General features: G+C 44.9%; 23 protein-coding genes. 15 read left to right on the forward strand and 8 right to left on the reverse strand.

Annotated elements, in window-relative coordinates:
* Positions 1 to 92: 92 nt before the first annotated feature.
* The 11 genes from MHH50_RS05625 (at position 93) to MHH50_RS05675 (ending at position 12,110) form a co-directional block, all read left to right on the forward strand.
* Positions 93 to 1,046 carry an AraC family transcriptional regulator gene (locus MHH50_RS05625; protein WP_076195168.1) on the forward strand — a complete coding sequence of 318 codons (954 nt, stop codon included), beginning with the start codon at positions 93 to 95 and terminating at the stop codon, positions 1,044 to 1,046.
* 6 nt (positions 1,047 to 1,052) lie between these two features.
* A complete protein-coding gene (locus MHH50_RS05630) occupies positions 1,053 to 2,129 on the forward strand; it encodes a Gfo/Idh/MocA family oxidoreductase (RefSeq protein ID WP_076129559.1) in 1,077 nt (358 codons plus the stop codon).
* 51 nt (positions 2,130 to 2,180) lie between these two features.
* Entirely contained in the window at positions 2,181 to 2,912 is a 732-nt protein-coding gene (locus MHH50_RS05635; RefSeq protein WP_038569006.1) for a ThuA domain-containing protein, read from the forward strand.
* Complete coding sequence (locus MHH50_RS05640; RefSeq protein ID WP_036680409.1) at positions 2,913 to 3,881, forward strand: sugar phosphate isomerase/epimerase; 969 nt, start codon at positions 2,913 to 2,915, stop codon at positions 3,879 to 3,881. It abuts the gene before it with no gap.
* 2,127 nt (positions 3,882 to 6,008) lie between these two features.
* Positions 6,009 to 6,920: a L,D-transpeptidase family protein gene (locus MHH50_RS05645; RefSeq protein WP_340034062.1), complete on the forward strand. Its 912-nt coding sequence runs from the start codon at positions 6,009 to 6,011 to the stop codon at positions 6,918 to 6,920.
* A 378-nt stretch (positions 6,921 to 7,298) separates the two neighbouring features.
* Positions 7,299 to 9,149: an ABC-F family ATP-binding cassette domain-containing protein gene (locus MHH50_RS05650; protein ID WP_340034064.1), complete on the forward strand. Its 1,851-nt coding sequence runs from the start codon at positions 7,299 to 7,301 to the stop codon at positions 9,147 to 9,149.
* Between the two features lie 146 nt (positions 9,150 to 9,295).
* Positions 9,296 to 9,595 (forward strand): hypothetical protein, encoded by a 300-nt coding sequence (locus tag MHH50_RS05655; RefSeq protein WP_081386495.1) that lies wholly within the window; start codon positions 9,296 to 9,298, stop codon positions 9,593 to 9,595.
* Between the two features lie 4 nt (positions 9,596 to 9,599).
* Entirely contained in the window at positions 9,600 to 10,127 is a 528-nt protein-coding gene (locus MHH50_RS05660) for a hypothetical protein (RefSeq protein WP_076129554.1), read from the forward strand.
* A gap of 35 nt (positions 10,128 to 10,162) precedes the next feature.
* A complete protein-coding gene (locus MHH50_RS05665) occupies positions 10,163 to 10,702 on the forward strand; it encodes an RDD family protein (protein WP_076145486.1) in 540 nt (179 codons plus the stop codon).
* A gap of 117 nt (positions 10,703 to 10,819) precedes the next feature.
* Positions 10,820 to 11,254: a MarR family transcriptional regulator gene (locus tag MHH50_RS05670; protein ID WP_076129552.1), complete on the forward strand. Its 435-nt coding sequence runs from the start codon at positions 10,820 to 10,822 to the stop codon at positions 11,252 to 11,254.
* 46 nt (positions 11,255 to 11,300) lie between these two features.
* The gene (locus MHH50_RS05675; RefSeq protein WP_076129551.1) at positions 11,301 to 12,110 is read left to right on the forward strand and encodes an SDR family oxidoreductase; all 810 of its coding nucleotides are present in this window, start codon (positions 11,301 to 11,303) and stop codon (positions 12,108 to 12,110) included.
* Positions 12,111 to 12,187: 77 nt separating this feature from the next.
* Here MHH50_RS05675 and MHH50_RS05680 read toward each other — a convergent pair whose 3' ends face one another.
* From MHH50_RS05680 to MHH50_RS05690, 3 genes are read right to left on the reverse strand one after another with little or no spacing between them, the layout of a single operon-like run.
* Entirely contained in the window at positions 12,188 to 14,479 is a 2,292-nt protein-coding gene (locus MHH50_RS05680; RefSeq protein ID WP_340034065.1) for a carboxypeptidase-like regulatory domain-containing protein, read from the reverse strand.
* A complete protein-coding gene (locus tag MHH50_RS05685; RefSeq protein ID WP_076307400.1) occupies positions 14,469 to 14,807 on the reverse strand; it encodes a hypothetical protein in 339 nt (112 codons plus the stop codon). Before MHH50_RS05685 ends, MHH50_RS05680 begins: the two co-directional genes overlap by 11 nt.
* The gene (locus MHH50_RS05690; RefSeq protein ID WP_340034066.1) at positions 14,804 to 15,331 is read right to left on the reverse strand and encodes a sigma-70 family RNA polymerase sigma factor; all 528 of its coding nucleotides are present in this window, start codon (positions 15,329 to 15,331) and stop codon (positions 14,804 to 14,806) included. The genes MHH50_RS05685 and MHH50_RS05690 overlap by 4 nt, the downstream gene beginning before the upstream one ends.
* A 553-nt stretch (positions 15,332 to 15,884) precedes the next feature.
* Between MHH50_RS05690 and MHH50_RS05695 the strand changes: the two genes are divergently transcribed.
* The 4 genes from MHH50_RS05695 to MHH50_RS05710 all read left to right on the forward strand — a co-directional run bounded on the left by MHH50_RS05695 (position 15,885) and on the right by MHH50_RS05710 (position 20,474).
* Complete coding sequence (locus MHH50_RS05695; protein WP_340034067.1) at positions 15,885 to 16,601, forward strand: DUF4309 domain-containing protein; 717 nt, start codon at positions 15,885 to 15,887, stop codon at positions 16,599 to 16,601.
* Positions 16,602 to 16,749: 148 nt separating this feature from the next.
* A complete protein-coding gene (locus MHH50_RS05700) occupies positions 16,750 to 17,901 on the forward strand; it encodes a winged helix-turn-helix domain-containing protein (RefSeq protein ID WP_076220633.1) in 1,152 nt (383 codons plus the stop codon).
* Between the two features lie 96 nt (positions 17,902 to 17,997).
* Positions 17,998 to 19,299, forward strand: coding sequence for an MFS transporter (locus tag MHH50_RS05705; RefSeq protein ID WP_076280186.1), 1,302 nt, complete (start codon positions 17,998 to 18,000; stop codon positions 19,297 to 19,299).
* Positions 19,300 to 19,907: 608 nt separating this feature from the next.
* Positions 19,908 to 20,474 carry a histidine phosphatase family protein gene (locus MHH50_RS05710; RefSeq protein WP_340012012.1) on the forward strand — a complete coding sequence of 189 codons (567 nt, stop codon included), beginning with the start codon at positions 19,908 to 19,910 and terminating at the stop codon, positions 20,472 to 20,474.
* An 860-nt stretch (positions 20,475 to 21,334) separates the two neighbouring features.
* Here MHH50_RS05710 and MHH50_RS05715 read toward each other — a convergent pair.
* The 5 genes from MHH50_RS05715 to MHH50_RS05735 form a co-directional block, all read right to left on the reverse strand.
* Positions 21,335 to 22,117 (reverse strand): TatD family hydrolase, encoded by a 783-nt coding sequence (locus MHH50_RS05715; protein WP_340034068.1) that lies wholly within the window; start codon positions 22,115 to 22,117, stop codon positions 21,335 to 21,337.
* A complete protein-coding gene (locus MHH50_RS05720; protein WP_340034069.1) occupies positions 22,114 to 23,247 on the reverse strand; it encodes a copper amine oxidase N-terminal domain-containing protein in 1,134 nt (377 codons plus the stop codon). Before MHH50_RS05720 ends, MHH50_RS05715 begins: the two co-directional genes overlap by 4 nt.
* A 103-nt stretch (positions 23,248 to 23,350) precedes the next feature.
* Positions 23,351 to 23,662: a hypothetical protein gene (locus MHH50_RS05725; protein WP_076129542.1), complete on the reverse strand. Its 312-nt coding sequence runs from the start codon at positions 23,660 to 23,662 to the stop codon at positions 23,351 to 23,353.
* An 11-nt stretch (positions 23,663 to 23,673) separates the two neighbouring features.
* Positions 23,674 to 24,321 carry a hypothetical protein gene (locus MHH50_RS05730; protein WP_076282051.1) on the reverse strand — a complete coding sequence of 216 codons (648 nt, stop codon included), beginning with the start codon at positions 24,319 to 24,321 and terminating at the stop codon, positions 23,674 to 23,676.
* A 171-nt stretch (positions 24,322 to 24,492) separates the two neighbouring features.
* Positions 24,493 to 24,912 carry a MarR family transcriptional regulator gene (locus MHH50_RS05735; protein WP_076129540.1) on the reverse strand — a complete coding sequence of 140 codons (420 nt, stop codon included), beginning with the start codon at positions 24,910 to 24,912 and terminating at the stop codon, positions 24,493 to 24,495.
* Positions 24,913 to 25,064 lie beyond the last annotated feature (152 nt).

Raw genomic sequence — 25,064 nt, forward strand, 5'->3', positions numbered from 1 at the left:
TAACATTTAGAGAGTAAACGCTTACGTAAAATTTTAAAATATGGCATGCAAGCCCTGGTTATAATGATTTACTCGGATAAGGAGTTGCATTTATGAATATTTATCTCGAGATTCCGGATGTGGATAAGCACTTTCCTTACCGCAGTTTACTCTGCAATGGTGATACGTTGTGTTATCCGCATTGGCATAAAGAAATTGAAATTATCTATGTTACCAAAGGAAGCCTGAATCTGGGAATTAATGATACCCCTATTCACATGGAACAGGGCGAGGTTCAGTTTATCAATGGTGGGGATGTGCATTATTTTCTCTCTTCACCTGAGAGTGAACGGGTAGTGATTCAATTTGACCTGAATTTGTTTCAAGAAGTAGCCGCTTTGAACGGTAATGACTACTCACTTCGTGAGGTCTTTACGCTTATGGAGTATTCCAGTTCTAGATGGCCCGTGGCAACTGCCGCGAAGGTCAAAGGGCTGATTGAGAGTATTTACGAGGAAGATGTACAGCGAAGAGAAGGATATGTTTTTCTAATCAAGGCTAGATTGTTTGAACTGCTGACCGTTATTCTACGGGAGGTACCGAAGAGTCCGATCAAGAAACAGCCTAAGTTCTCGGAAGATACACTGAATCAATCCAGAGAAACACTGGAGAGACTAGAGCGGATTTTTATCTATGTGGAGCAGCATTACCAGGAGGCTATTACGCTGAATGAGGTAGCTAATTATATGGGGTTTAGTCCTTATTATTTTACCAAATTGTTCAAGAAAAACACGGGCATGACCTTTATCGCGTTCTTAAACGAATACCGGCTTAACAAAGCCAAATGGATCTTGATCAATGAAGATCTGCCGATGTCTGCCGTGGCGGAGGCAGCCGGGTTTGGCAGCGTGAAGACCTTCCATCATTTTTTCAAGGAAGCAACGGGGATATCCCCGCTGAAATACCACAAGACAATATTCGGGAATAATACAGCAAGATTACAGGAAGAAAGCCCTTCCTCAGCTTTGTATGATAGAGATATCAAAACAGGAATAAGTGGAGGTTAGACCAGAATGACTTTAACAGTAGGAATTATCGGCTGCGGAGGTATTGCGAACGGCAAGCACATGCCCGCGTTAAAAAAAGTAGAAGGTGCGCGTATGGTTGCTTTTTGTGATATCGTCGCTGAACGTGCCGAGAAGGCAAAAGCGGAGTTTGGAGATGAGCAGTCCGTAGTTTACACAGATTATAAAGAGCTTCTTAACGATGCAAGTATAGATGTGATACATGTATGTACGCCGAATATTTCCCATGCGGAGATTTCCATTGCGGCTATGGAAGCAGGCAAACACGTAATGTGTGAGAAGCCGATGGCTAAAACCACGGCAGAAGCACAAGCGATGATCGAGGCCTCAGAGCGAACTGGGAAAAAGCTGACCATCGGTTATCAGAACCGTTTCAGACCAGATTCAGCTTATCTGCATGCGGTATGTGAGAATAATGAGCTTGGTGAGATCTATTACGCCAGAGCTAAGGCTATCCGTCGTCGCGCGGTCCCAACTTGGGGTGTGTTTTTGGATGAAGAAGCGCAAGGCGGCGGTCCGTTGATTGATATCGGCACCCATGCGCTCGATTTGACCCTGTGGATGATGGATAATTACAAACCTAAATATGTCGTGGGCAACGCTTATCATAAGCTGTCCGGTCGTAAAAATGCTGCAAATGCTTGGGGCCCGTGGGATCCTGAGAAGTTTACAGTGGAGGATTCCGCCATTGGATTCATCACTATGGAGAATGGGGCTACCATCGTCTTAGAAGCAAGCTGGGCACTGAATACACTCGATGTCGGTGAGGCCAAAACGGTACTTTGTGGGACTGAAGGCGGAGCAGATATGGAGAAGGGTCTGCGCATTAACGGAGAAGCCTACGGTAAAACCTTTGAAAAGCATATCGGTCTGGATGCCGGTGGCGTCGACTTTTATGATGGTGCAGGAGATGATCCTGCGGTGATAGAGGCAGCTCAGTGGATTGACAGCATTGTAAATGACACCGAGCCTGTAGTGAAGCCGGAGCAGGCGTTGGTTGTGACTCGCATCTTGGAGGCTATTTATAAATCCTCTGAAACTGGTATGCCTGTGTTTTTTGAATAATCAAGCAAATTCGATGGTCATAGATAAATATGAACTAGGAGCGTGTCTCAAGTGACAAGAGTAACCGTATGGAATGAATTCCGTCATGAACGTCAGGAAGAAAGAATTCTTAAGGTCTATCCGCAAGGTATTCATGGACAACTGGCAAGTTTTCTGCAAGAGGCAGGACTGGACACTCAGACAGCTACGCTGGATGAACCAGAGCACGGACTGACGCAAGAGGTATTGGATAACACGGATGTACTGATCTGGTGGGGACATATCGCCCATCATGAAGTAAGTGATGAGATTGTAAACCGTGTACATGCGCGAGTGCTGCAAGGTATGGGACTTGTAGTGCTTCATTCGGGCCATATGTCCAAAATCTTTATGAAATTAATGGGCACCAGCTGCGATCTGAAATGGCGTGAAGCTGAGGAGAAGGAGCGTCTGTGGGTCATGGACCCAAGTCACCCGATTGCTGAGGGCATTGGTGAATACATCGACTTGGAGCAAGAGGAAATGTACGGTGCGCATTTTGATGTGCCAGCACCAGAGAGTCTTGTATTTGTCGGCTGGTTCGAAGGCGGCAACGTCTTCCCAAGCGGATCGACCTACCGTAGAGGCAGCGGGAAGATCTTTTATTTCCAGCCTGGTCATGAATCTTATCCAACTTATTACAACAAGGATATTCAAAAAGTTATCATCAATGGCGTGAACTGGTGTGCACCAACGAAACGTGACTATCCGGTTTACGGACATTCTGAAGCCTTAGAGCCTATCAAAGAAAAGGTGGTCGTATAAATGAAATTAGGCGTATTTGATCCTGTATTTGGAAGCTTGAGTCTTGACGAGATGTTAGATAAAATCGCCGCCGCAGGTTTGAATGCGGTAGAAATCGGCTCGGGCGGTAATCCCGGCAATGCTCACTGTCCGACAGATGAGCTGCTTGCGAGCGAGTCAGCACGACAAGAATATTTGGAAAAGTTCACGAAACGTGGCATTATGATCAGTGCCTTCAGTTGCCATAATAACCCGATTTCACCAGATAAAGAAGAAGCCCGCGCCGGGGATGAAATTCTCCGTAAATCGATCAAGCTGGCTTCACTCATGGGTGTTAAGGTCGTGAACACTTTTTCGGGAACGGCTGGGGACAGCGATGAGGCAAAAGCACCGAACTGGCCAGTCACACCTTGGCCTACCGTGTACAGCGACATCAAAACCTGGCAGTGGGAACATAAGCTGATCCCTTACTGGAAGGAAATCGGCAAGCTGGCCGAGGAGCATGGCGTTAAGATCGGTATCGAGCTGCATGGCGGCTTCCTGTGCCATACCCCTTATACGATTTTGAAGCTTAGAGAAGCAACCTGCGATGCTATCGGAGCTAATCTGGATCCGAGCCATCTGTGGTGGCAAGGCATTGATCCTGTAGGTGCTATCAAGATTCTCGGTAAAGCTGGCGCGATTCACCATTTCCATGCCAAGGATACTTACTTGGATCAGGACAACATCAATATGTATGGTCTGACCGATATGCAACCTTATGGTGATGTGCAGACCCGCGCATGGACCTTCCGCTCCGTTGGTTGCGGTCACAGCATATCTGAGTGGTCAGATATCATGAGCGCGCTGCGCACTTACGGTTATGATTACGTGGTGAGTATCGAGCACGAAGACCCTCTTATGACGGTTGACGAAGGCTTCCAACGTGCAGTAACCAATTTGCAATCCATTCTTATTCATGACCAGCCTCAGGGTATGTGGTGGGTGTAAGGTCGAATTAGAAAGCCTTGATTCTCTATTTAGAGAATCAAGGCTTTTTTTTGCGTGTAATGGGGACGTAGGGAGAGCGGGAGAGCGGGAGAACGGGAGAACGGGAGGGGAGAACGGAAGAGCGGAAGGAAGAACGGAAGGGAGTAGAAACGAGCTGACAAAGAGATAGGGAGGAGGTAGGGACGAGTAGTAGCTAATAAGAAACGAACTAGAAACTAATCAGAAATGTACTGGAAACCAACTAAAAACCAACTAAAAACCAACTAAAAACCAACTAAAAACCAACTAAAAACCAACTAAAAACCAACCTGAAACTAACTGGTTTGCCAAAGGACTCAGATGCAGCTATTCGCGTGTTTTAGGCCTTTTTGAGCAAGTTTCGGACCCCAGAGACCTTATTGGTCCTGAAAAGCAAGAAATTCGAGGTGTTTTGAGCAAATAACTGCGCTGGAGTCCGATAGCATCTCAAAACAGCGGATTTGTTGCAAATAGGGTCTCTGGAGTCCGCAACTAATACGCTAGCTGATCTGCGATGGTAAAACCGTAGTTAGTTTGGGGGCTGGTGCGTTGAGCTTCGGGAGAATGGGATACGGGCAAATGTGCAGCGCAGTTAGTTTGGGGCTGGAGCGTCAGGAGCATGGTGGAGATGTGGTAGAGATGTGGTAGAGATGTGGTAGGTAACTGTGCTAACGGACTCAGATGCAGCTATTCGCGTGTTTTAGGGTTTTTGGAGCGAGTTTCGGACCCGAGAGATCTTATTGGTCCCGAAGAGCAAGGAATTCGAGGGTTTTTGAGCAAATAACTGCGCTGGAGTCCGATAGCATCTCAAAACAGCGAATTTGCTGCAAATAGGGTCTCTGGAGTCCGCGACTTATGCGCTGATGCGCTAGCTAATCTTCGATGGTGTAAAACCGTAGTTAGTTTGGGGGCTGGTGCGTGGAGCTTCGGGAGAATGGGATACGGGCAAATGTGCAGCGCAGTTAGTTTGGGGCTGGAGCGGAGCGTGGTGGAGATGTGGTAGGTAACTGTGCTAACGGTAACGGGCAAATGAGCAGACGCAGTAATGTATGAGACATAGGGCGGAAATGTATGAGACGTAGGAAAGAACAAGGTAGAACTGTGCTAACGGACTCAGATGCAGCTATTCGCGTGTTTTAGGGTTTATGGAGCGAGTTTCGGACCCGAGAGACGTTATTGGTCGTGAAGAGCAAGGAATTCGAGGTGTTTTGAGCAAATAACTGCGCTGGAGTCCGATAGCATCTCAAAACAGCGAATTTGCTGCAAATAGGGTCTCTGGAGTCCGCGACTTATGCGCTGATGCGCTAGCTAATCTTCGATGGTGTAAAACCGTAGTTAGTTTGGGGGCTGGTGCGTGGAGCTTCGGGAGAATGGGATACGGGCAAATGTGCAGCGCAGTTAGTTTGGGGCTGGAGCGTCAGGAGCGTGGTGGAGATGTGGTAGAGATGTGGTAGGTAACTGTGCTAACGGACTTAGATGCAGCTATTCGCGTGTTTTAGGGTTTTTGGAACGAGTTTCGGACCCGAGAGACCTTATTGGTCCCGAAGAGCAAGGAATTCGAGGGTATTTGAGCAAATAACTGCGCTGGAGTCCCATAGCATCCCGAAACAGCGAAATAGATGCAAATAGGGTCTCTGGGGTCCGCGACTAATGCGCTGATGCGTTAGCTATTTTCAACGGTAAATCGTAGTTAGTTTGGGGCTGGAGCGGAGCGTGGTGGAGATGTGGTAGGTAACTGTGCTAAGGACTCAGATGCAGCTATTCGCGTGTTTTAGGGTTTATGGGGCGAGTTTCGGACCCGAGAGACGTTATTGGTCGTGAAGAGCAAGGAATTCGAGGTGTTTTGAGCAAATAACTGCGCTGGAGTCCGAAAACATCCCAAAACAGCGCAATAGTTGCAAATAGGGGCCCTGGAGTCCGCAACTTATGTGTTTATGCGCATGCTGATCTTTGCGTATTCAAAGTTCGGCTTTTTTGTCGTGCATTCACTGGTTACAGTATTGCAATCTCTGCGTCAAGCGGGAGTGGACGAGTTGAAAAGAATAGGTACAGGCTGGTACGCAACATATTTGAAATGATTTCGTCTTTATATAACGGAGGTGGAGCAAGATGAATTTATGCTTTTCGGGAGGCCGGTTTCAAACTTTTTTACAGCGGAACATTAAACTGATGCTTGTATTTGGACTTTTGTTCGCTGCTTGCTTTACAGGAGTTGGAAGGGTGGAAGCTGCTGGCTCAGATCTGATCATCGTGAACAAAAAAACAAACAAACTCGCGTATTTCAGTGACGGCAAGCTGGTGAAGACTTTTCCGGTTGCCACAGGAAAGTCGAAGGAACTGACGCCAGAAGGTAGCTTCAAAATGGTGGTTAAGGTAAAAAACAGACCCTACTACAAAGAGAAAATTCCCGGTGGGGACCCGGCCAATCCGCTTGGCGACCGCTGGCTGGGGCTGGAAGTGAACGGGACCTATGGCACGACGTATGCGATTCACGGCAATAATAATGAGTCATCGATAGGGAAGTATGTTAGCGCCGGTTGTATTCGAATGCATAATGATGATATTCATTGGCTGTATCCAAAAGTAGCCAAGAATACTCGAGTTATCATTACAACGAGCACACTGGCTATGGAGAATATTGCAACTAAAAACGGGTACTCTGTGGGAAGTAATAAGTTTGCGGGGACTTTTGAGATCAATGGGACGACAACAAAGCTGAAGGATCCTTTTATATTGGAAAATTCCCGTGTGTTTGTTCCGCTGAGAGAATCCGTGGCCTTACTGGGTGGTACTTTGCAGAGTGAAGCGGGGACAGGAGCACTGATAATTACGATCGGCAATCGTACGGTGACACATAAGCCATTATCTAATAAGGCTATTGTGAATGGGAAATCCATTACGATTTTACCGTCACGCAATGAAAATAACCGATTACTAATTCCGCTGAGTATCCTGCCTGATTTATTTGCTGCTCAGGTGCAGTGGAATGCGCAGACTCAGGTGGTAAAGATTAAGTTATAATTGTTCTTGGCCTTTTATTTCTGATTTAAATTGTTATATACTGTACTTATTCTAAAATACGGACAATTACGGAGGGCCACCGACTGATGAATAACTAACACGTTTCCTGAAACAGACCATAAAGTTTGTGAAGTGCATATGCACAAGTCACGGAGCACCCGCGCAGGGTGATAACGGTCAGGGATACGTGTGTCGGTCGGGGGTCTTACGATGCTTTTATATGGATAGTTCTATCTATTGTGTTGGTTTACTCTGCATCCAGCAGGTGAACACGGCCGTAGTCTATCCATGTCTGGGCACATTCCCCCTTCATACGCTATTCGACCGCAGACCGTTGGCTGCGGTTTTTTATTTGCAATGAAATCGGAGGAATGAAAGATGACTATAATTAAAGTGAAGAGTTTACGTAAGGAATGGAATGGGATCCCTTTATTTAAGGAGGTATCCTTTGAGATAGCAGAGGGAGAGCGCGTGCTTTTATTCGGACGAAACGGGATTGGCAAAACCACACTGCTTAAGGGGCTGATCGGTCGGCTTACTTTTGAAGAGGGAAGTATCTATCATGGTTTGCCATCTGAAGAATGGGGTGTGCTCGATCAACAGCTTGAGGTACCGGGGGAAGTAACCGCATTGGACTACGTTCTTTCAGGGTCAGCACAGCTGCCTGAATTAAAACGCCAGCTGGAAGCCCTCAGTCAGAGACTGCAGGAGCAGAAAGCTGATAACGAAGCTGAATTGGCTGAATATGCAGAGGTGTACGATCGTTACTTGCAGCTTGATGGATATGGCTGGGAGGTCAAAGCGGAAAAAAGTCTAAAGCAGCTCAAGCTTGAACATGCAGTCTGGGATTTGCCATACGCCTCACTTAGTGGAGGGCAAAAGACACGGGTGCAATTAGCAGCATTATTAGCCCGGCAGCCCAAGCTATTGATTCTGGATGAACCGACCAATCACATAGATGGAGAATCGATGGAGTGGTTGGAGCATTGGGTGTGCAACTACCCTGGAACCGTGTTTTATGTATCACATGATCGTACATTTATTGATCGAACTGCGACGTCTGTGCTGGAGCTTAGTCCGGAGGGATGCCGGCGTTATTCGGGTGGATATACACAGTACCGGGAGCAGAAGACTATAGAGCTGAGAACATTGGAGGGACAATATAAAAAGCAGGAGCAAGAAAAGGAGAAGCTGCTGGAGAGCATTAGGCGGTATGCAGAATGGTTCCAGCAAGCGCATCGTGCTGCCGGACAAAATGATTTTCTGCGTTCGAAATCCAAGAAAAATGTGTCTCGTTTCCATGCCAAGGAAGCTGCGCTGGAACGGTTAAATAAGAACCGTGTAGAATTGCCCCATGAGACTGGCAAGCTGAAGATGAAGCTGGTAAGCGAAGAGTTTCTGGCAGATTCTTTACTGACACTCCGTGAGATAGAGTTTGCCTATCAGGGGAGTGCGCCTTTTCTTAGGGATTTCAGTTTGTCGCTAAACCGGGGAGACCGACTGTCTATTCTGGGTCCTAATGGTGTTGGAAAGTCTACACTGCTGAAATTGATTGCAGGGATCAATAAGCCTACAAAAGGTGAAGTGCGGCTGCATCCACGGACGACAATCGGTTATTTTGCACAAGAGCTAGATAACTTAGAAATGAACTCTACGATTCTGGATAGCCTGCTTGAACTGCCGGGAATGACCCAGACGGAGGCGCGGACAATTCTGGGTTGCTTTTTATTTACGCGGGACGATGTATTTAAACGGATTGGGGATTTGAGTCTGGGGGAGAAATGCCGTGTGGCTTTCCTCAAGTTGTATTTTGGAAAAGCGAATTTATTGGTTTTAGATGAACCCACTAATTATCTGGATATTGACACTAGGGAACGAGTAGAAGAGGCACTTATGGTGTATCCCGGCGGGTTAGTAATGGTCTCGCATGACCGTTATCTTCACTCTAAAGTGGCTAATCGCTTGGTGATTTTAGAGCCGTCTCAGGCACCAAAGTTTTTTCAAGGAACGTATGCTGAATACTTCGCAAAAGACAGAACCCGTCTGCTTACTGGTATAGAACAGGCTCGGGAGGATAACCTTGCCCTCCTGCAGCTGCGTCTGAATCAGCTGATTCAGAGTAGCAGTGTGGATTCTGAGGCGGAGAATGCAGCGCTAGTGGCGGAAATCGTTAATTTGCAGCGACAAATACAGGAACTAAGGGGCGAGGGGAAACCCTTATCCTCCTAAGCTGATAAAAAACACAACCTTGCTCAGGATAAATTTATCTTGGGCAGGTTGTGTTTTTAGGTAGGAGTCGTAAGGTGTAAGGTGTATAATTTGGAGGAATGTGGATTTTTTGGCGATAAAGAAACCTTGAGAGGATGGTTGCAGAATTGCTGAAATTGGGCTCTTTTATATTGGAATTACTTCGCTTGTGTATATTGCTTGTGCTGACTTTGTTAGTTTTGGGTTGGGCAGAAAGATTGATCTATCAATTGATATTTGGTCAGCCCGTGTATAACTGGAGTATGGGACTCGGGAATTTATTTGTATTTTTTATGCTGTACCGGAATCATTTTCAGTTTAAGGGCTGGTATAAATCAGAGAAAAATAAAAAGCTAACGCTCCTCACCACAAGAATAATCACCGTAATTTCTATAGGACTAATAATCCTGCCGATAGGGCTAGGCTGAGCTTATGAAGATTAGAATCATTGGAGCTTGCGGCAGCGGCAAATCCTATATCGCCCGGGAGTTATCTAGAAAATACGGTGTAGAGTATTACGAGACTGACAACTTGGTATGGGACAGAAGTGCCGAGAATTTGCGCTTTTCAGTTGAAGCAAGGGATGCTCAGTTGGAGGAAATCCTTGATAAACCCTCATGGATTCTGGAAGGCGCACATTACAAATGGGGACAAGAGAGTTTTAAAGCTGCTGACTTAATCGTTATTTTGAATCCTAATAAAGTGATCAGGGATTTGAGAGTGTTTACAAGGTTTATAAAAACAAGACTGGGTTTAGAGCAAGCAAATTACAAGCAGTCATTTAAGAATCTCTATGTGATGATTTTTGAATGGAACCGTGGATATGATCATGAGGCCGCACATAGGATTATAGAGTTAACGGATACTCTGTCTGATAAACGGGTAATTGTGAAAAATAACAAAGAGCTGGAGTCCATTATCCAAGAGCATCTGAGGAAGGGATTGTTAAATAGGGATTGAGCGACAAAGTAAATGATAGAGAGAGGAGTGCTTGCATGGATAACATTCTACCCGAGCATTTGGATCAGGAGAATTTTATAGGCTTTTGGAAAAGAGTGCTGGCTTCCATTCTTGATTTCCTGGTCATTGGAATACCTGGGGTTATCGTATACTTGATACTTAATTCATTAGCTGTTTCATTACACTCGGAGATACCTATTATCCTGGAGTACATTTTGTTTATCGCATTTGATATCTTTATGATCGTTAGATTTGGCGGAACTCCAGGGAAGCTGATCTTAAAAATAAAAATTGTCAATGAGCAAGGGAATTACCCTACAGTGAAGGAAGCTCTGATTCGAAATGTTTTCCGAATGATTAGTATGATTCTTTCAATGGTAATTGCGGTCAGCAGCTATGACTTTACCGTTATTTCCGCCAAATTATCCTTATGGTCGGATTTGGCTTTTGACCTCACTCAAATCCTGGGTCCAATCATGCTGGTGGATTACTTGTTGGTTGGATTACATCGCCGTAAACGTGCGATTCACGATTTGCTGGCTGGCACTTATGTTGTTGAGAAATCCGCAATTTGAAGAATGCTTTTCACCAAGCATTCTTTTTTTTAATATTAGGTATTTTACTATTAAATATTTTAGTGTTAAAATACTTTTATAAGCAGCCGATCATCATGAATGCCAAAGGAGAACCTCTTGGAAAATCCAGATATTTTTAAGCTAATACATGCAGTTGAATTATTTACGAATGAAGTTATTGTCCGATGGATGAACGCATTTGATCACAATATTGGGATATCTCCAGTTCTAGTCTTGGGCGAATTGAATAAAAAAGGCCCCTTGAAGCAGACTATTTTGGCTAAGAGACTAGGATATACGCCGGGAGCAATGACTAACATTGCTAATCGCCTGATTAAGCAGGAGATGGCCGAGCGAAAATATAACGAAGATGATCGACGGAATGTACTTCTATCTATCACGGACAAAGGAAAAGACGTTCTGAAGGAAGCACAGCTTAAGGGACAGGAGCTAAGAGCTGAAATGTTCCAAAAGCTCAATGAGGAGGAACTGCAGCAATTCTTGAAAATCTATGAGAAGTTGTTAACGAGCTTTGATAGCTCTGAAACATAAACCAAGTCATCTTAGAAGCACAATAACATTATAAAGGGGTATGAACATGGGAAGAGTTCAAGGTAAAGTTGCATTAGTAACTGGAGGCGCTTCAGGTATTGGCTTATCAGCTGCCACTCTATTAGCTAGAGAAGGAGCAAAGGTTGTTATTGCCGATTTTAATGTGGAAGCAGCCAAAGAAGCAGCATCTAAGATTAAAAATGAAGGCGGAGAAGCTGAAGGTCTTTTCTTAGATGCCTCCCAAGCGGATTCGATCAAGGAAGCTGTTGACTTCACAGTTGCTCAGTATGGCACCATCACAATATTGTTTAATAATGTAGGTCTAACTAATCTGCAAAAAGACCTTGATGTGGTCAATATAGATTTGGAAGAGTGGGATCGCCTGATGAACGTAAATACCAAAAGTGTTCTGTTAGGCAGCCGGTTTGCTATTCCTCATATGATTAAAGCGGGCGGAGGCTCGATCATTAACACAGCTTCGATGTCAGCATTCGCAGGGGATTCATTGCGTACTGCTTATGGCTCCTCTAAGGCAGCTGTTGTGAACCTTACTCGTTACATCGCTACACAATATGGTAAAGACAAAATCCGTTGTAACGGGGTGGCACCAGGGCTGATCCTGACACCTGCGGCAGCAAGAAATATGCCGCCAGCGGTATTGGATATTTTCCAAAAATTCAACGCGCTTCCTTATCACGGTGAAGCTGATGATATCGGCAATACGGTTTTGTTCCTGGCATCGGATGAATCCAAATTCATCACAGGCCAAACGATTGAAGTAGAGGGTGGCCACTATATGTCTAACCCAAGTATCACGGATTTCCAGAATTATATGATGGAAGCTAAATCTAAATAAAAGACTACGCGTAATTAAAAATCCGGTCCATGCTCGAATTTGTCGAGCGGGACCGGATTTTTGTTTATTTTAATGAATTAGCGTACCTCTAAAACCTCCTGCATAAAGGTCTTCAGAGCAGAGGGTTTGGCACTTGCAATCCATTGCTTCAGCACATCGGTCTGACCGTTCACGTACCATTCAAGCTTCTCTTTTAACTCTTGGTCAAAGACTTTAGGTTGATTCTTTTGTTCCGCTAACAGTTGTTTAATCATTCGTGGCCAGCGATACCCACTATGACCAAAGCTGAGTTCAGGATAACGCTCAGCAAGTGTCATTACCGAAGAGAGTGATTCACCAGCGTATAATTCTGCCGCCAAAAAGCTGCCAATAAAACGATGGCTATCATCATACTTTAGGGCGATCGCGAATTGTTTACGAGCTTCTTCCAGCTTCCCTTGTTGCATGAGTGCTGTGGCGTTAATAGAAAGTACATAACCGTTAGTATTGGATCGGTTTAGTTCGTTGTAGTAGGAATAATATTCGTTATACGACTTCCAGTCCGCATGGTCAAAATAGTACTGCGATAATGTGAAGGCGTAATTAGTTGAAGGCTGTAGTTGTATTAGCTTTTCGAGTAAAGGAATCGCCTTATCTTCTAATGTTGTATCCTTTGTGAGGGATGATTTTGCCAGCATCAACTTTACTAGCATGTGCAGGGCATGAACATCCTGTGGGTCATCGGCAATATTTTTTTGGTACATTTCTAGTGCCTGATCCGTTTTTTTATCCAGTAGTAGTTGGTCAGCCGTAGTAAGCTCTCTTTCCTTGAGATAAAAGAACGGCAGATTGCCGACGGTGTCTTCGTTCAATCTGTAGCCATTACTGCGGGTAATCAGGCGTCCATCTGCATCTAAGGCTTCAATATTCCAAGAAAAGCGCACTTCGGGATTCATAAATCCGAGAAGGGAGAGGGGATCAATAGATTCCCAGCCATCTCCACTGCTGCCATAGGAAAAACCGCCGCCATCGTAAAGTTCTTCTACAGGAATGGAGATATGGTTATCTACAATACGATCCCGAATTTGTACGCCCAACACGGCCCCCTCCCCGCCACCGCTTAAACGATAGTAAGCTGCTCCTTCAACAGCTTTCCAGCTGAAATCTATGGTCTTGCCTGTTAGGGTTTCCTGATTAATGGGAGACTGCAGCTCAAGCAGAGGTTGTAGAACTATGCTCTCATTCAACCTGTCATCTGGTTTAACTTCAATCCAATCGTCATATTGTACAGGCCAAGTCCAGCCGTCGATCTGATCATAGCCAAGTCCAAGCTGTAACTGATAAAAGCCCGGAATCACACCGTGAAATTCGAAACGTCCTTCAGTATCTGTGACGATTCGGTAGGGTTCAGCAGAAGTGATGCTATGGTTAACTTCGCTTTCAGCGCGGAGAAAAATACCTGCCCGCGGAACTGGGGTGCCATTGCTTCTTGTAAGGGTACCGGAGACGACAGCAGTTGAAGTATTTCCCATATCTATAGCAGACTGAATTGCGGTTCGAAGCGATTCCAGCTGTCTTTCAGTATCCGAAGTCCCAGCTTCTGGTGCTGCTGCTGATCCTGTATTGTCTCTGGAGCCTTCGTTCGAACTGCTGGTGGCAGCGTTCATTTGTTTATGAATATCCTGCCAGAATTTTTTGTAGCTCTCCAAGCCATCGTTTACTACGGTAAGTGCTTCCTGCGCTTCGCCTTTTGTAAAGAGTAAACGCCCGGTAAGCCATGCCTTTTGTGCGTTTAGCTCTTCCTGAGACTCGGATGGAAAGGGGGTTTGTTCAAGAATTGTTTCAGCGGTTGTTATATCGCCACTATTTAGGGCTCGCTCCGCTCGAAGGAGCTCCAGCTGTTTAGCTACAGAGGAGCTGCTGTTTAACTGTTTCGCTGCGGTGATTAGCGCTTGATCTCCATCTTCCTTTCGGCCAAGAGCATCATATTCATAAGCTAACTGCTTAGCCGCAAATATACGTGTATTATCCGAAGGCCCCTCAAGGATATATTCCTCAAGTAAAGGTACTATGTCCTCCGGTAATAAACCGGAACGCTGGGTTTCATCATTACTCCACTGGCTCATCGAAGGACTGACATTAACGTCATATCTGTAGGGATCATAGCTGTGATCCTTATCAAGGATGTTTGTGCGGATTAGCTCCATACGTTTACTCCCGGTTGTGGATGCCAGCTTTTGCAGAAGATCAGTTCTAGCTATGTTAGATTGAATAGCTGTGCTCTGATCTATCTGCCTCTGTGAAGGTAAGAAGTTAAACAGAAGAATAAGCAGGGAGGCAGGGAGCAACACGAATAACACCAGATGTTTGATTTTTATCTTAATTCTCATGTTTTTTCACCGCCTGCTCGTAGATATCCTTCCAATACGTATTGCCTCCAGCTTCGATTAGTTCTCGGTTTACACGCTGCGGGGTATTTTGTTGTGGCTGCTGTTTAATCTCTGGCTGATGCAGGGTCAGCGAAACGATTAGAATTATGGCACCGATCGCACCTATAGGTTTGACAGGGATCTCAATTTCTTTATTCCACAGCGCCAATAAACGGGCTCCAAAGGTTGGAGGGTGAGTCTGCTTAATGACCCGGTCGTGTCCAGTGAACTGGAGGTTCTTTAATTCTTCATCCAGCTGCTTTTTGACCGTATCGCGTTCTGTATTCATAAGAAATGTCCCTCCTTCACCAAAATCTTTTTTAAGAGCGTCCGGCCTCTGGCGAGTCTGGATTTGATCGTATTTTCAGATGTATTTAATTGCTCGGAAATTTCCCGGATGCTCATCTCATGAAAGTAATATAAAGTCAGACATTCCCGGTATAGATAATCGAGATTTTTCAGGGACTCGGTGAGCCTGACATTATGCCATTCCACCATAAAAAGCTCTTCTGCTCCGGCTGTGAAGTCAGCATCCCCGTTGGTTTGCAGCTCTGACCCTCCCGCCGGGAAAATATTACGCCAGCTCCAAGTCCGTTGCCTCATGCGGCAGCGATTGACCACTATCCGTATCAGCCATGCCTTCAGCCGATCCGGCTCCTGTAACTGACTCATTTTGGTATAGGCTTGAATAAAAGTATCTTGTACCGCTTCTTCGGCACTTTGTCTATCTTTAAGCAGTAAAGAAGCGGTTCGCAGCAGCATAGCTCCATATTCGTCCATTAACAGGCGGAGAGCTGACTCATCTTTTGCCACAATTCTCTCTATAATATTCAGATGCAGCTCCCCTCCCTTTACTAATAAGATGCGGCTTGGAGGATTAAGGTTGCGTTTGAATGGAAAATTCTTCAACAAATGTCGCGATTACAGTTCGTGTACTCAGAAGGACGCAGGAACGCCGGATATGGGTTTACTGTTGGAATCTATTGCACAGAATGCAATGGATTGCTTTTTAAGCAGGATTATCTCCTTTCTATTGTACGTTCTGCAATGAAACCTTCGAGGCTGGGAATGACGTCTAAGGTCATATGGTTCATTAGTTTATGAGCTTATGAGTTCACGAGTTTATAGTTAAATGGAGTTATGTGGAGATTTTAAAAGAGAAACTTACTTGAGTTAGGTGTCGGAAAAAAGGGTTTTATGTAGAAAAATAGAGTGTGTGAGAATTTATATTTGTAGATATGGGTAAAAGAGGGTTAGCCAGAAGAATTGCCGCTATCCTGCAACTATTTGATTTTCACCTCGTCTGTATGTTCAGTTTCATTTTTTGCAAGTCGACTTTAAGGTAATCCACTAAGGAGATGACATCATGTCAGTACAGATAAAATTAATAGCAGGCTCTATCCTGCTCACAGGAATGATTGGGCTTGCTGGATGCAGCTCGAATAATGAGGCGGGGAATTCAGAATCCCAGGCAACGGCGCCAACAGAAACGGCTGTAACAGCAACCTCTGAGCCGGAAGTGAGCCCAGCAAGCACCCCAGCAGCAACTGCACCAGAAACTGCACCAGAAACTGCACCAGAAACTGCACCAGCAGCGACTTCCTCCCCTACGGAGACTGATAAAGATTCAACCAGCTCAAATTCACAAAATAGCGACAAACAGCTTAAAGAGTTACTCGAGCTTGCCAAAAAAGGGAAGGTGCCTGGTGTAAAATATGCCGCTCATACCGGACTCATTGATGAGGTCGAAGCGGATTGGGGCAAACCTGATCAACAGGAGTCAGCGGGAAAAGGTATTTATGCAACCTATACTGACAAACATGTCGTGTTTGGATTTAATAAAGGAAGTTTAATCTTCGATGTTCGTTCAAGTGATTCCGCGCTGCAAAAGCTGACGCTGAAGCAAATTGAGGCAACACTCGGTAAGTCTGACGATACCAAAGTGAACGGAGAGGATAAGATTTACACCTATCAAGCCAATGACCAATACCAGCTGAAATTTATTATTCCAAGCTCGACCGGTACAGTAGATCACATATCCGTATTTAGTGAACAGGATTCTTTTAACAATATGGCTGGGTAAGTGGCATGGGTTAGAAGAGGAGAGAGCAATCATGCAGAGGAATCTGTGGGTTGCTCTTTTTGTATGTTCTTTTTTGAGGTGGAGTAGGCCTTGGACGGACTGTTATAATGAAACCAATGAGCGGGTTCGGGGAAAGTGAGGTTCTATCATGCAGCTGGAATTAAATGAAAGTGAATATAAAGTGACCGCAGAAGGGATAACGATAGAATTATTCCCAAAAGAATTTACGCTTTTTCAGTTCTTGTACAAAAATAGAGGGCGTACATTCAGTCGAGAACAACTATTGGATAAAGTATGGCCGCTTGAATATCCGGTAGAGCGAACGGTAGATGATCATATTTATCGGCTTCGTAAAAAGCTAGGCAAGCTTCAAGACTTAGATATTAAGACTGTTCGGGGATTTGGTTATAGTCTGACTATGCAGGAGCCCTCAGCTGCTATGGCCAATCCGACTACATATGACTTAGAGATGCAAAAGACGATGCGGGAAGTATTCAAGAAATATCACCTATATGGCCAAGGTCGCTCGATGTTAATCCTCGCACGCCAACAGGATGTTTTGGGGTATGCGATGGATCCGTTTTATTCGATCTATATTCATTTTGTACAGGGAGATTTGGATTGGCTGCTGAACACAACCGAGGTGGGGATAGAGGAACGGTTTTATTCCTTATTAATCTGTTATGTTCTATTGGGTGATCCTAAGAAAAAACTAGAGTTCTGCGAGTTAGTCCTTGAGAAAAAGATTCTTTTGCCGCCTCAGCATCGAGAAGTGGAGATCCTTAATATTCTGGATTTGTACATACTGGCTGGGCAACCGGAAAAAGCATTGGAACGACTAAAGCTAACATATGAAGTGATTAAAGAGCCGGGGTATGAGAGTTTCATTCCTATTACGGCGACCTCAGAAATGCTTGCACACTTGTGGATGGGAACAGAAGATCACGTAATAGAACGGATGGCAACAGACATTGAAGCGCTTTTGCTGGAGAAACCTTATTTGCGTGAGATCGGCAGTTATAAAGTTGCAAGGGGCTTGTGGTTTCTGCGGCGCCAGTCTTGGCGTGAAGCCGAGCAACTGTTGGATGAGGCACTTCAGGTGCTTGAGATGTCAGGGTTCGTGCCGATGCGGATATATGCATTATACCGAATTGTTCACTATTGTAACCAATTTCCACCCAAGCCAGCTTTGTATCGCAAATATGTGAATTTATTTGAACGAGAGAAGGAAGAGCGGGGGTTCCATCGGTTAGAACAATCCTTGGATACCGTGCTTACGAACCTTGTGACCGCCCCCTGACCGCCCCCTGACCGCCCCCTGATAATTCTCTGACAATTCTCCATTACATTAAGGTCATGCTAATAAGTTCTTAATTGTAATTTGGAGGAATGTTTAATGAATGCTTCAACACAAGCAGGCACGAGCCTGCTTAAGAACAAGGTGTATATGCGTGTGTACAGCGCATTTGCGACAGCGACCTTTGGGGATTGGTTCGATGCCTTGGCGATTCAGGTACTCGTAGGGTACCGCTGGCAGGCCAGCCCGCTAATGCTGGCTTTGATTCCGGTCTCCATAGCTTTGCCGGGGATTTTGCTGGGCTCGTTCGCAGGGGTAGTGGCTGACCGACTGAACAAGCTGAAGCTGATGCGAATGTGTGATCTGCTTACGGCATTGTTAACCGTATTCGTATTATTTGCTCCCAGTATGGTGTGGTTGCTCCCGTTATTGATGTTGCGTGCTGCCATTTCTACGTTAAACGTGCCTGCTCAGCAGTCGATGACCCGTAGTATGGTTAGAGAAGACCAGCTGCTCCAAGCTACCTCGCTTAATGGGCTTGTAAATCAAGGCTCGAAAATCGCAGGACCTTTACTGGGCGGCTTCGCGTTGTCTGTTCTTACGCCTCAGTGGTGTATATTGATCAATGCTTGTCTCAGAGGCTGCTCTTATTTGCTCTTACTTACCGTTAAAAACAGTGAGGCAGGACAAGTCAGCTCAGAAGGTAAAGGTGATCAAGAGGAGCGTGTTGCTCTACGCACGATGTGGAAGGAAGGCTGGAGCTTTATGCTGCGCAGCAGACTGCTTCTAAACAGCATGCTGTTTGGTTTAGTTGGTGCGTTGGCCATTCAGATGATCGATTTCCAGTTCACTAGTCTATTCAGAATTATTGCACCTTCTGAGGAATCTATGCTGGGCTGGCTTGTTGCGGCAACAGGCGTGGGGGCTGTATTCATGATCATGGTCCTGAACAAATTGAACAGGGGAACAGGCTACGGCTGGAAGCTGGGTACGGGTTACGCGCTTATTGGTATATCGGTCGGAGGGCTGGGCCTGCTTCAGCCGGGAGTCTCCATCCTTACTGTATTGCTGCTAGGATTTTTATTGGGTCTCGGGAATGGAATGTTTATGATCACCTTCAATTATTGTCTGCAAAAAGAAACACCCCCGCACATGACAGGGCGTGTGTTCGGTATTCAGAGTACCATTCTTAGCGGTGTTATGATCGGCGCGCCACTCCTTGGCGGAGTGATGGTGCAGGTTGCTGGGCCTAGCCGTATCTTTTTGAATTTTGGCATCGTAATCGCTCTGATTGGTGTGCTGGGCATCGTCTTCGGGCGCGTGCTGTGGCCTACGCAGAAAGAGAAGAGCGATAGCTCTGCGGAGAAGGCTAGGACGGTTGAGGTGATGGAGGGGGGCTAGGAGGTAGCACGCTAGTCTAGCTAGCGTGACTTCCTAGCCGATCGCTTGCGGGACTAGAAAGTTTGAGTGGGAGAGACAACCTTGGGTGACTCTCTAGCCGATCCCTAGCGGACTAGAAAGTTTGAGTGGCAGAGACAATCTTGCGTGACTTTCTAGCATTTAGTTGCAGAATGTGCAGTTAAATTCCCTTTCAGCGATCGAACTGGGATTTAGTTGTACTTTGTGCAGTTATTATTTGATTTTCTCCCTTTTAGTCTAGGAAAGATGATTTTTAGTTGCACAGAGTACACTTATTTGCTCAGGAGGCCTCTTTTACCGCTTAATAGTTGTATATAGTGCAATTAAGAGTCTCCTTAGTCATAGTCGCCTTAATATGTGACTTCTCAGTGAGCGATTTCTCAATAAGTGACTTCTCAATAAGTATCTCCTTAATAAGTGACCTCTCAATAAGTTATTACTTTGTGATCTAAAGCAACTGCTGCACGAAACGTTATAAGTTACAATATTACCTAGCCCGATAGGACAGTTTCTCGTCCGTAAGGGCTTTTTTAGTGTGTAGAGGAGATTGGCTAGAACATTAGAATTTGTAGAGGTAAAGGAGGTAAAGGATGGCTACTTTTATTTATATGGTGAGGCACGGTGAGTCGCCCAAACTGCCCGGAGGAACTGAAAGGACTCGCGGACTAACCGCGAAAGGGGAGGCAGATGCCCGCAAGATAACGGAAAAATTACGTCTGGAAGGAATTCAAGTCTTCTATTCAAGTCCATACCTTCGGGCTATACATACGATTTCTGGATTGGCGCAGGAGTTAGGAGCAGAGATTCAAAGTGTTGAAGACCTGCGGGAGATCCATTTCTCGGACGGAAGTACGATTATGACTGATCAGGAACTGTATCCATTACTGGCAAAAATGTTTGAAGAGCCGGATTTTGTCCCAGTTGGTGGGGAATCCATTCATGCGTGTCAGAAGCGTTCAGTTAGTGTACTGGCAGAAATTCTGAGTAATCACAGCGGTCAAAAGGTTGCTATTGGAACTCACGGGGCAGTCATGACGCTTATGATGAACTATTTTGATGCCAAATATGATCTGAATTTTTTACTTCAAACCACAAAGCCGGATATTTATAAAATGGAGTTCACAGGCGGAACGTTAGTGGGTGTGGAGCGGTTATGATTATTGGGGGCTGCCTACAGGCACCTCGAGTATCATCAACCTGAGACTTACGGACTCAGATGACATTATTCGCAGATTGTTAGCCTTTGGAGCAAGGTTTCAGACTCCAGCGTCGTTATACCTTAAAAAGAACACCTTATTGGGTATTTTTTATACCAATAGCGACTCTGGGGTCCGTTCTCATCCCAAAAGTGGGGAATTGCTGCATATAAGGTCAGCGGTGTCCGATAGCGGCTTCACACGCGTAAATACGTACGAGAAATGAGAAATACATACATGTAAATGGGTACGTGTAACTACGTACAGGTAAATAAGCACGTAAACTACGTACACGTAAATACGTACAGATAAATAAGTACGCGTAAACTACGTACACGTAACTATGTACAGGTAAATAAGTATGCATAAATACGTGCAGGTATAAGTACGTGTAAATACGTGCAGGTATAAGTACGTGTAAATACGTTTGTGTAAATGCGTACAGGTATAAGTACGTGTAAATACGCTTGTGTACATACGTGCATGTATAAGTACGTAACTACATACGCGTAACTACATACGCGTAACTACATACGCGTAACTACATACGCGTAACTACGTACACGTAAATGCATACGCAAAAATATGTACGCGAAAATATTACCGAATCAAACGAAAATTGGTAAGGGGATCTGGATTAAGTAAGTTGGCTTGTGAACAGTACTTCCACTATGAAAAATACGGATTCACAAGCTAAGTTGTGTTTATTCATAATGTTGGTCTGGCGTTAGGGCAGGCTCGCTAAGGAGCGGCTTTTCTATCTTCTATGAAGCTATATATCTATCTACAAGCTATAGATCTATATATAAGCTATAGAGCATCTACAAGCTATAAAATCGCTTAGTATTCGCAGTCAATAACTCTTCCGCTTCACCGGGAGTGTAACCATGGAGCGCTCCCCAAGCAGCGGCGACTTCCCGAATCATAGACGGATGGGTGACTTTCCCTGCAAAAGGTCCTTCGAACGGCCAAGGACCATCGGTTTCAGCCATGACTAGCTCTGGGGGATAACGGCGGGCAAGCGCCTGTATCTCCGGCTCATACAGGATATCCGGGGTGAAGGAGATATAGTAGCCGTTCTTCATCATGCGGGCAATGGCTTCTTCCGGACCTTTGAACCAGTGGAAGTGGGCGTGCTGTATGTTATGTTTCTCCAGGAGATCACAAGCAATAAGCGCATCTTCATAGACAGCATGCAGCACCACAGGTTTATTGAGACGGGAAGCTAACCCAAGCAACTGATCCAGCAGCTCAATATAGGGCTCCATATCAAAGGTTTCGCCACGTTCTAAGGCTTCAGCACGCGAATAGTAAGGTAGCCCGATTTCCCCCACAGCAATATAATCCTCACTAGATTGATTCTCGATCCATTTTAGTAGAGCAGCCAGCTCAGCATCCTGCGGCAAGGGTTGCTCTGGATGAAAGCCATAAGCTGGACGGACCACGCCGGGATTTATGGCTGCAAGTCTTTGGGTGCGTATACAAGAGTCCAAGTTCATAGAGACAGCGATAAGGGCTTTAACTCCCATTTCAGGCAGTTCACTCAGCATCTGTTCGGCAACTTCAGGTTCATATTGCTCTAAATGTATATGGGCATCAATCATAACTGTTCACCCTCCACGTAAGAAGCTAATTCCTCATGAACCTCAAAGCGAATAGAGTCGGGTTCCATTCCATCTTTTCCCGGTTTGTAGGCAAAAGTTAGTGTGCCAATACTCTCCAGAAATCCAATATAAACATTTGTTTCCGCCTTTAGCTTGCCCTCTTCCACTATGTAGTGAGTAACAGCACCAATGCCGGCTTCTTCGCCTAGATTGCCATCCTCAGCACGATCTGGATATCGCAAAGTCACCATGGATGGAGTTGAGCCTTTAACTTGAATTTGAATCAGGGCGTCCCCTTTTTCATTAGAAATTTTTGACGTAACCAATGCGGAGGCAGCTTTATCTGCAGAAGGGACAGTGACTTCTTCCCACTGGTTAGGCTTAATCACGTGAAGCTCTTGCATGGACATGCCCGTACCTGTTCCAAGCCACAGAATGACAACGATTTCTTCCTGCCCATCCTGATCGACGTCGGCATAATGAATCTCAGGAGGGTAACTCAGCAATCTGGGTGCTTCCCAATCAAATGTATGCTTGTTACCGTTCACCTCTACAACAAATCCCTCATAGGTACCGCCATCTTTGAGGGCAGCATACAGCTTCACTTGGTCATTTTCTGTAGCAATAGCAAGAGGTTCGCTGGGTGTTCTGACGGTAGTACTAACATCCCCTGATGTTATTAATACTTCAGTTCCAGCTGCATTCAGCTGCGCAGTGGCACCAGACAGAGAGTTTAAGGAATCGGCTGGAATATATAAAATACCGTTTCGTAGAATAGCTGGTCCTTCAAGCGAGGTTTGATATCCGTCAGCTTGCATATACTCATTGTCCGGCGTCAGAACATAACTGCTGCTTCCGTCAGAGATGGTTAAGGTCTTTAAGTTATTATCCCATTTTTGTTCTGAGGTGTAGTATTCCATTAATACTTTTGCAGGTACATAGACCTTATCATCTAGGAAAAAAGGGGAGAGAGTAGGAAGAACGGCTTCGCCGTCGACGATTAGTTTCAGTGGTGCTGAAGTAGCTTGTGTTTGGTTAATAGCCATTGTTGTATCCATATCTATGGTTGCCGATGCTCCGCATCCGGCCAAAAAGAGCGTGATAGCTCCGATAGCGATGATTTTATTCATAATTACCTCCAGGATAAAGTCCAGTCCCCTTAAGTATAGAATAAAACAGCGCGTTGTAGGTCACTTTCTATTAACAAAGAGAATACAAGCTTGTTACAGTTCGCTAGTTTTTAATAAAATGCAGGCATCCACGCAATAAACGACGAGTGTAATAGAAAGAAATGAACAAAAGTAAGGAGAGGCAGAGACCGATTGGAAGGCTGAGAATGTTCGGTAAATCATAATCTGGAAAGGCATTTAGTCCTATTCCTTGGATGCCAACAATACCTAGTACACCACCGATAGGTGCAATGATTGCACAGACAACACTCCCCACGGCCCAGACACTAAGGATTGGTACACAGAATAAGATGATGGCTCCTTTGGCGATGTTTTTGAGCACAGTGGCTCCTGACAAATGAGTGCTTTTTTCCATGAAACTCTCCTTTATGGGTTTAAAAATACAGTTCGGTCAACTTGCGACTTAAGATCCACCGTCAGACTTTTGCTATAGCGGATTTCCCCAATGGTACAACCTGGTCCGACGATGATTTCTTCACCGCACACAAGGTCAGCTGTCGTCCGGTATAACGCTATGTTAGTTCCTTCAATTGTTGTGCAGGTAAGTTTTCGAAAAGGGTGCATCAGCGCATTAATCAACTTGGAAGAGGGTTTAACGATAATGTTACCGTCAGCTGTCATAACCTCGACAGTGCTTCTATTGCCTAAACGGATCTCAATCGATGAATCTGCAGTTAGTCTGTTTATCTTCACAGCACCTTCAGCATAAAAAGTCCCCGCTGCAGCATTTTCTGCTACGGACATGTATCCAGAAGAGCGGAGATTATCTGCTTGGATATTTTGAACGCGCAGACTCCCTAGATTGTTTACCTGATTGGCCTTACAATTGCCCCCAATTGTACAGTCACCAGATACTTTGAGTTTAGAAGTCGAGACGCTCCCTTTGGTACTTAAGTGGCCAAACACATCAACCGTGACCGCATTAATATTCTCTCGAACAAACTGCGAACCTCTTACCTTCAATGGTGGATCGATCATGTCAGTACGTTCATAAGTATTGTTATTATTGGACATTTACAGTACCGTCCTTCGAAATATATTTTAATTATTAAAATATATATTCATTATAATATATAGTCAATATAATAATTTGGGAGTTAAAGCTAAAAAAACACTGCCGTCAGTTTCCTGACAGACAGTGTTTATAGAAAAGAGTATAGCTGATAAGGAGCAAAATGAAGGCTGTTAGTGCATCATTTGTTCCATCAATTTATTTATTTGTTCTAAAGTTCCGGAGATTTTATTCAGATCAGGGGTAGGAAATGCTTCAAATATTGTATGGATACGCTGATCACCTTGTTCTGTAAGGACAATATTGACAACTCTGCGGTCTTCTTTAGTCCGCACCCGTTCAATAAGTCCAGCTTCCTCAAGCTTATCGCACATGGAAGAAGCAGCTCCGGGTGTAACCACGAAGCGTTCAGAGATGTCAGTAATGTTCAAGCTTCCGGTAAGCCGGAGTTGAAACAGCAGCATGATCTGATTGTGAGTCAGGGTTTCCTTTTTAGTGATCATATCAATGAAAAACTGGGATTTCTGCTGCACATTTGCCATAGATTCCATGACCTTATGGATAGCATTTTGTTTCTCTTCCTTTGTGCTCATAACATTGCCTCGCTCCAATTTACTTTAGTTACTAAAATATATAGAAGCTATAATAAGCTTGTCAAGTTGCCGGGTTACTGTAGCTTGGTTAGAAAGACTGAAATTAGCGCTGGAACTCTTCTTTTTTTATATCTTGTAATGAAATTGAAAAT

Source organism: Paenibacillus sp. FSL H3-0302 (assembly GCF_037982245.1).
GTDB lineage: Bacteria > Bacillota > Bacilli > Paenibacillales > Paenibacillaceae > Paenibacillus_AQ > Paenibacillus_AQ odorifer.

Coding starts and splice junctions, on each gene's coding strand:
- MHH50_RS05725 (WP_076129542.1), bottom strand. CDS start 23,662: ATGGAAAAAAGCACTCATTTGTCAGGAGCCACTGTGCTCAAAAACATC.
- MHH50_RS05660 (WP_076129554.1), top strand. CDS start 9,600: ATGAAGATTAGAATCATTGGAGCTTGCGGCAGCGGCAAATCCTATATC.
- MHH50_RS05710 (WP_340012012.1), top strand. CDS start 19,908: ATGGCTACTTTTATTTATATGGTGAGGCACGGTGAGTCGCCCAAACTG.
- MHH50_RS05665 (WP_076145486.1), top strand. CDS start 10,163: ATGGATAACATTCTACCCGAGCATTTGGATCAGGAGAATTTTATAGGC.
- MHH50_RS05645 (WP_340034062.1), top strand. CDS start 6,009: ATGAATTTATGCTTTTCGGGAGGCCGGTTTCAAACTTTTTTACAGCGG.
- MHH50_RS05730 (WP_076282051.1), bottom strand. CDS start 24,321: ATGTCCAATAATAACAATACTTATGAACGTACTGACATGATCGATCCA.
- MHH50_RS05650 (WP_340034064.1), top strand. CDS start 7,299: ATGACTATAATTAAAGTGAAGAGTTTACGTAAGGAATGGAATGGGATC.
- MHH50_RS05640 (WP_036680409.1), top strand. CDS start 2,913: ATGAAATTAGGCGTATTTGATCCTGTATTTGGAAGCTTGAGTCTTGAC.
- MHH50_RS05720 (WP_340034069.1), bottom strand. CDS start 23,247: ATGAATAAAATCATCGCTATCGGAGCTATCACGCTCTTTTTGGCCGGA.
- MHH50_RS05685 (WP_076307400.1), bottom strand. CDS start 14,807: ATGAATACAGAACGCGATACGGTCAAAAAGCAGCTGGATGAAGAATTA.
- MHH50_RS05705 (WP_076280186.1), top strand. CDS start 17,998: ATGAATGCTTCAACACAAGCAGGCACGAGCCTGCTTAAGAACAAGGTG.
- MHH50_RS05630 (WP_076129559.1), top strand. CDS start 1,053: ATGACTTTAACAGTAGGAATTATCGGCTGCGGAGGTATTGCGAACGGC.
- MHH50_RS05735 (WP_076129540.1), bottom strand. CDS start 24,912: ATGAGCACAAAGGAAGAGAAACAAAATGCTATCCATAAGGTCATGGAA.
- MHH50_RS05625 (WP_076195168.1), top strand. CDS start 93: ATGAATATTTATCTCGAGATTCCGGATGTGGATAAGCACTTTCCTTAC.
- MHH50_RS05695 (WP_340034067.1), top strand. CDS start 15,885: ATGTCAGTACAGATAAAATTAATAGCAGGCTCTATCCTGCTCACAGGA.
- MHH50_RS05675 (WP_076129551.1), top strand. CDS start 11,301: ATGGGAAGAGTTCAAGGTAAAGTTGCATTAGTAACTGGAGGCGCTTCA.
- MHH50_RS05700 (WP_076220633.1), top strand. CDS start 16,750: ATGCAGCTGGAATTAAATGAAAGTGAATATAAAGTGACCGCAGAAGGG.
- MHH50_RS05680 (WP_340034065.1), bottom strand. CDS start 14,479: ATGAGAATTAAGATAAAAATCAAACATCTGGTGTTATTCGTGTTGCTC.
- MHH50_RS05715 (WP_340034068.1), bottom strand. CDS start 22,117: ATGATTGATGCCCATATACATTTAGAGCAATATGAACCTGAAGTTGCC.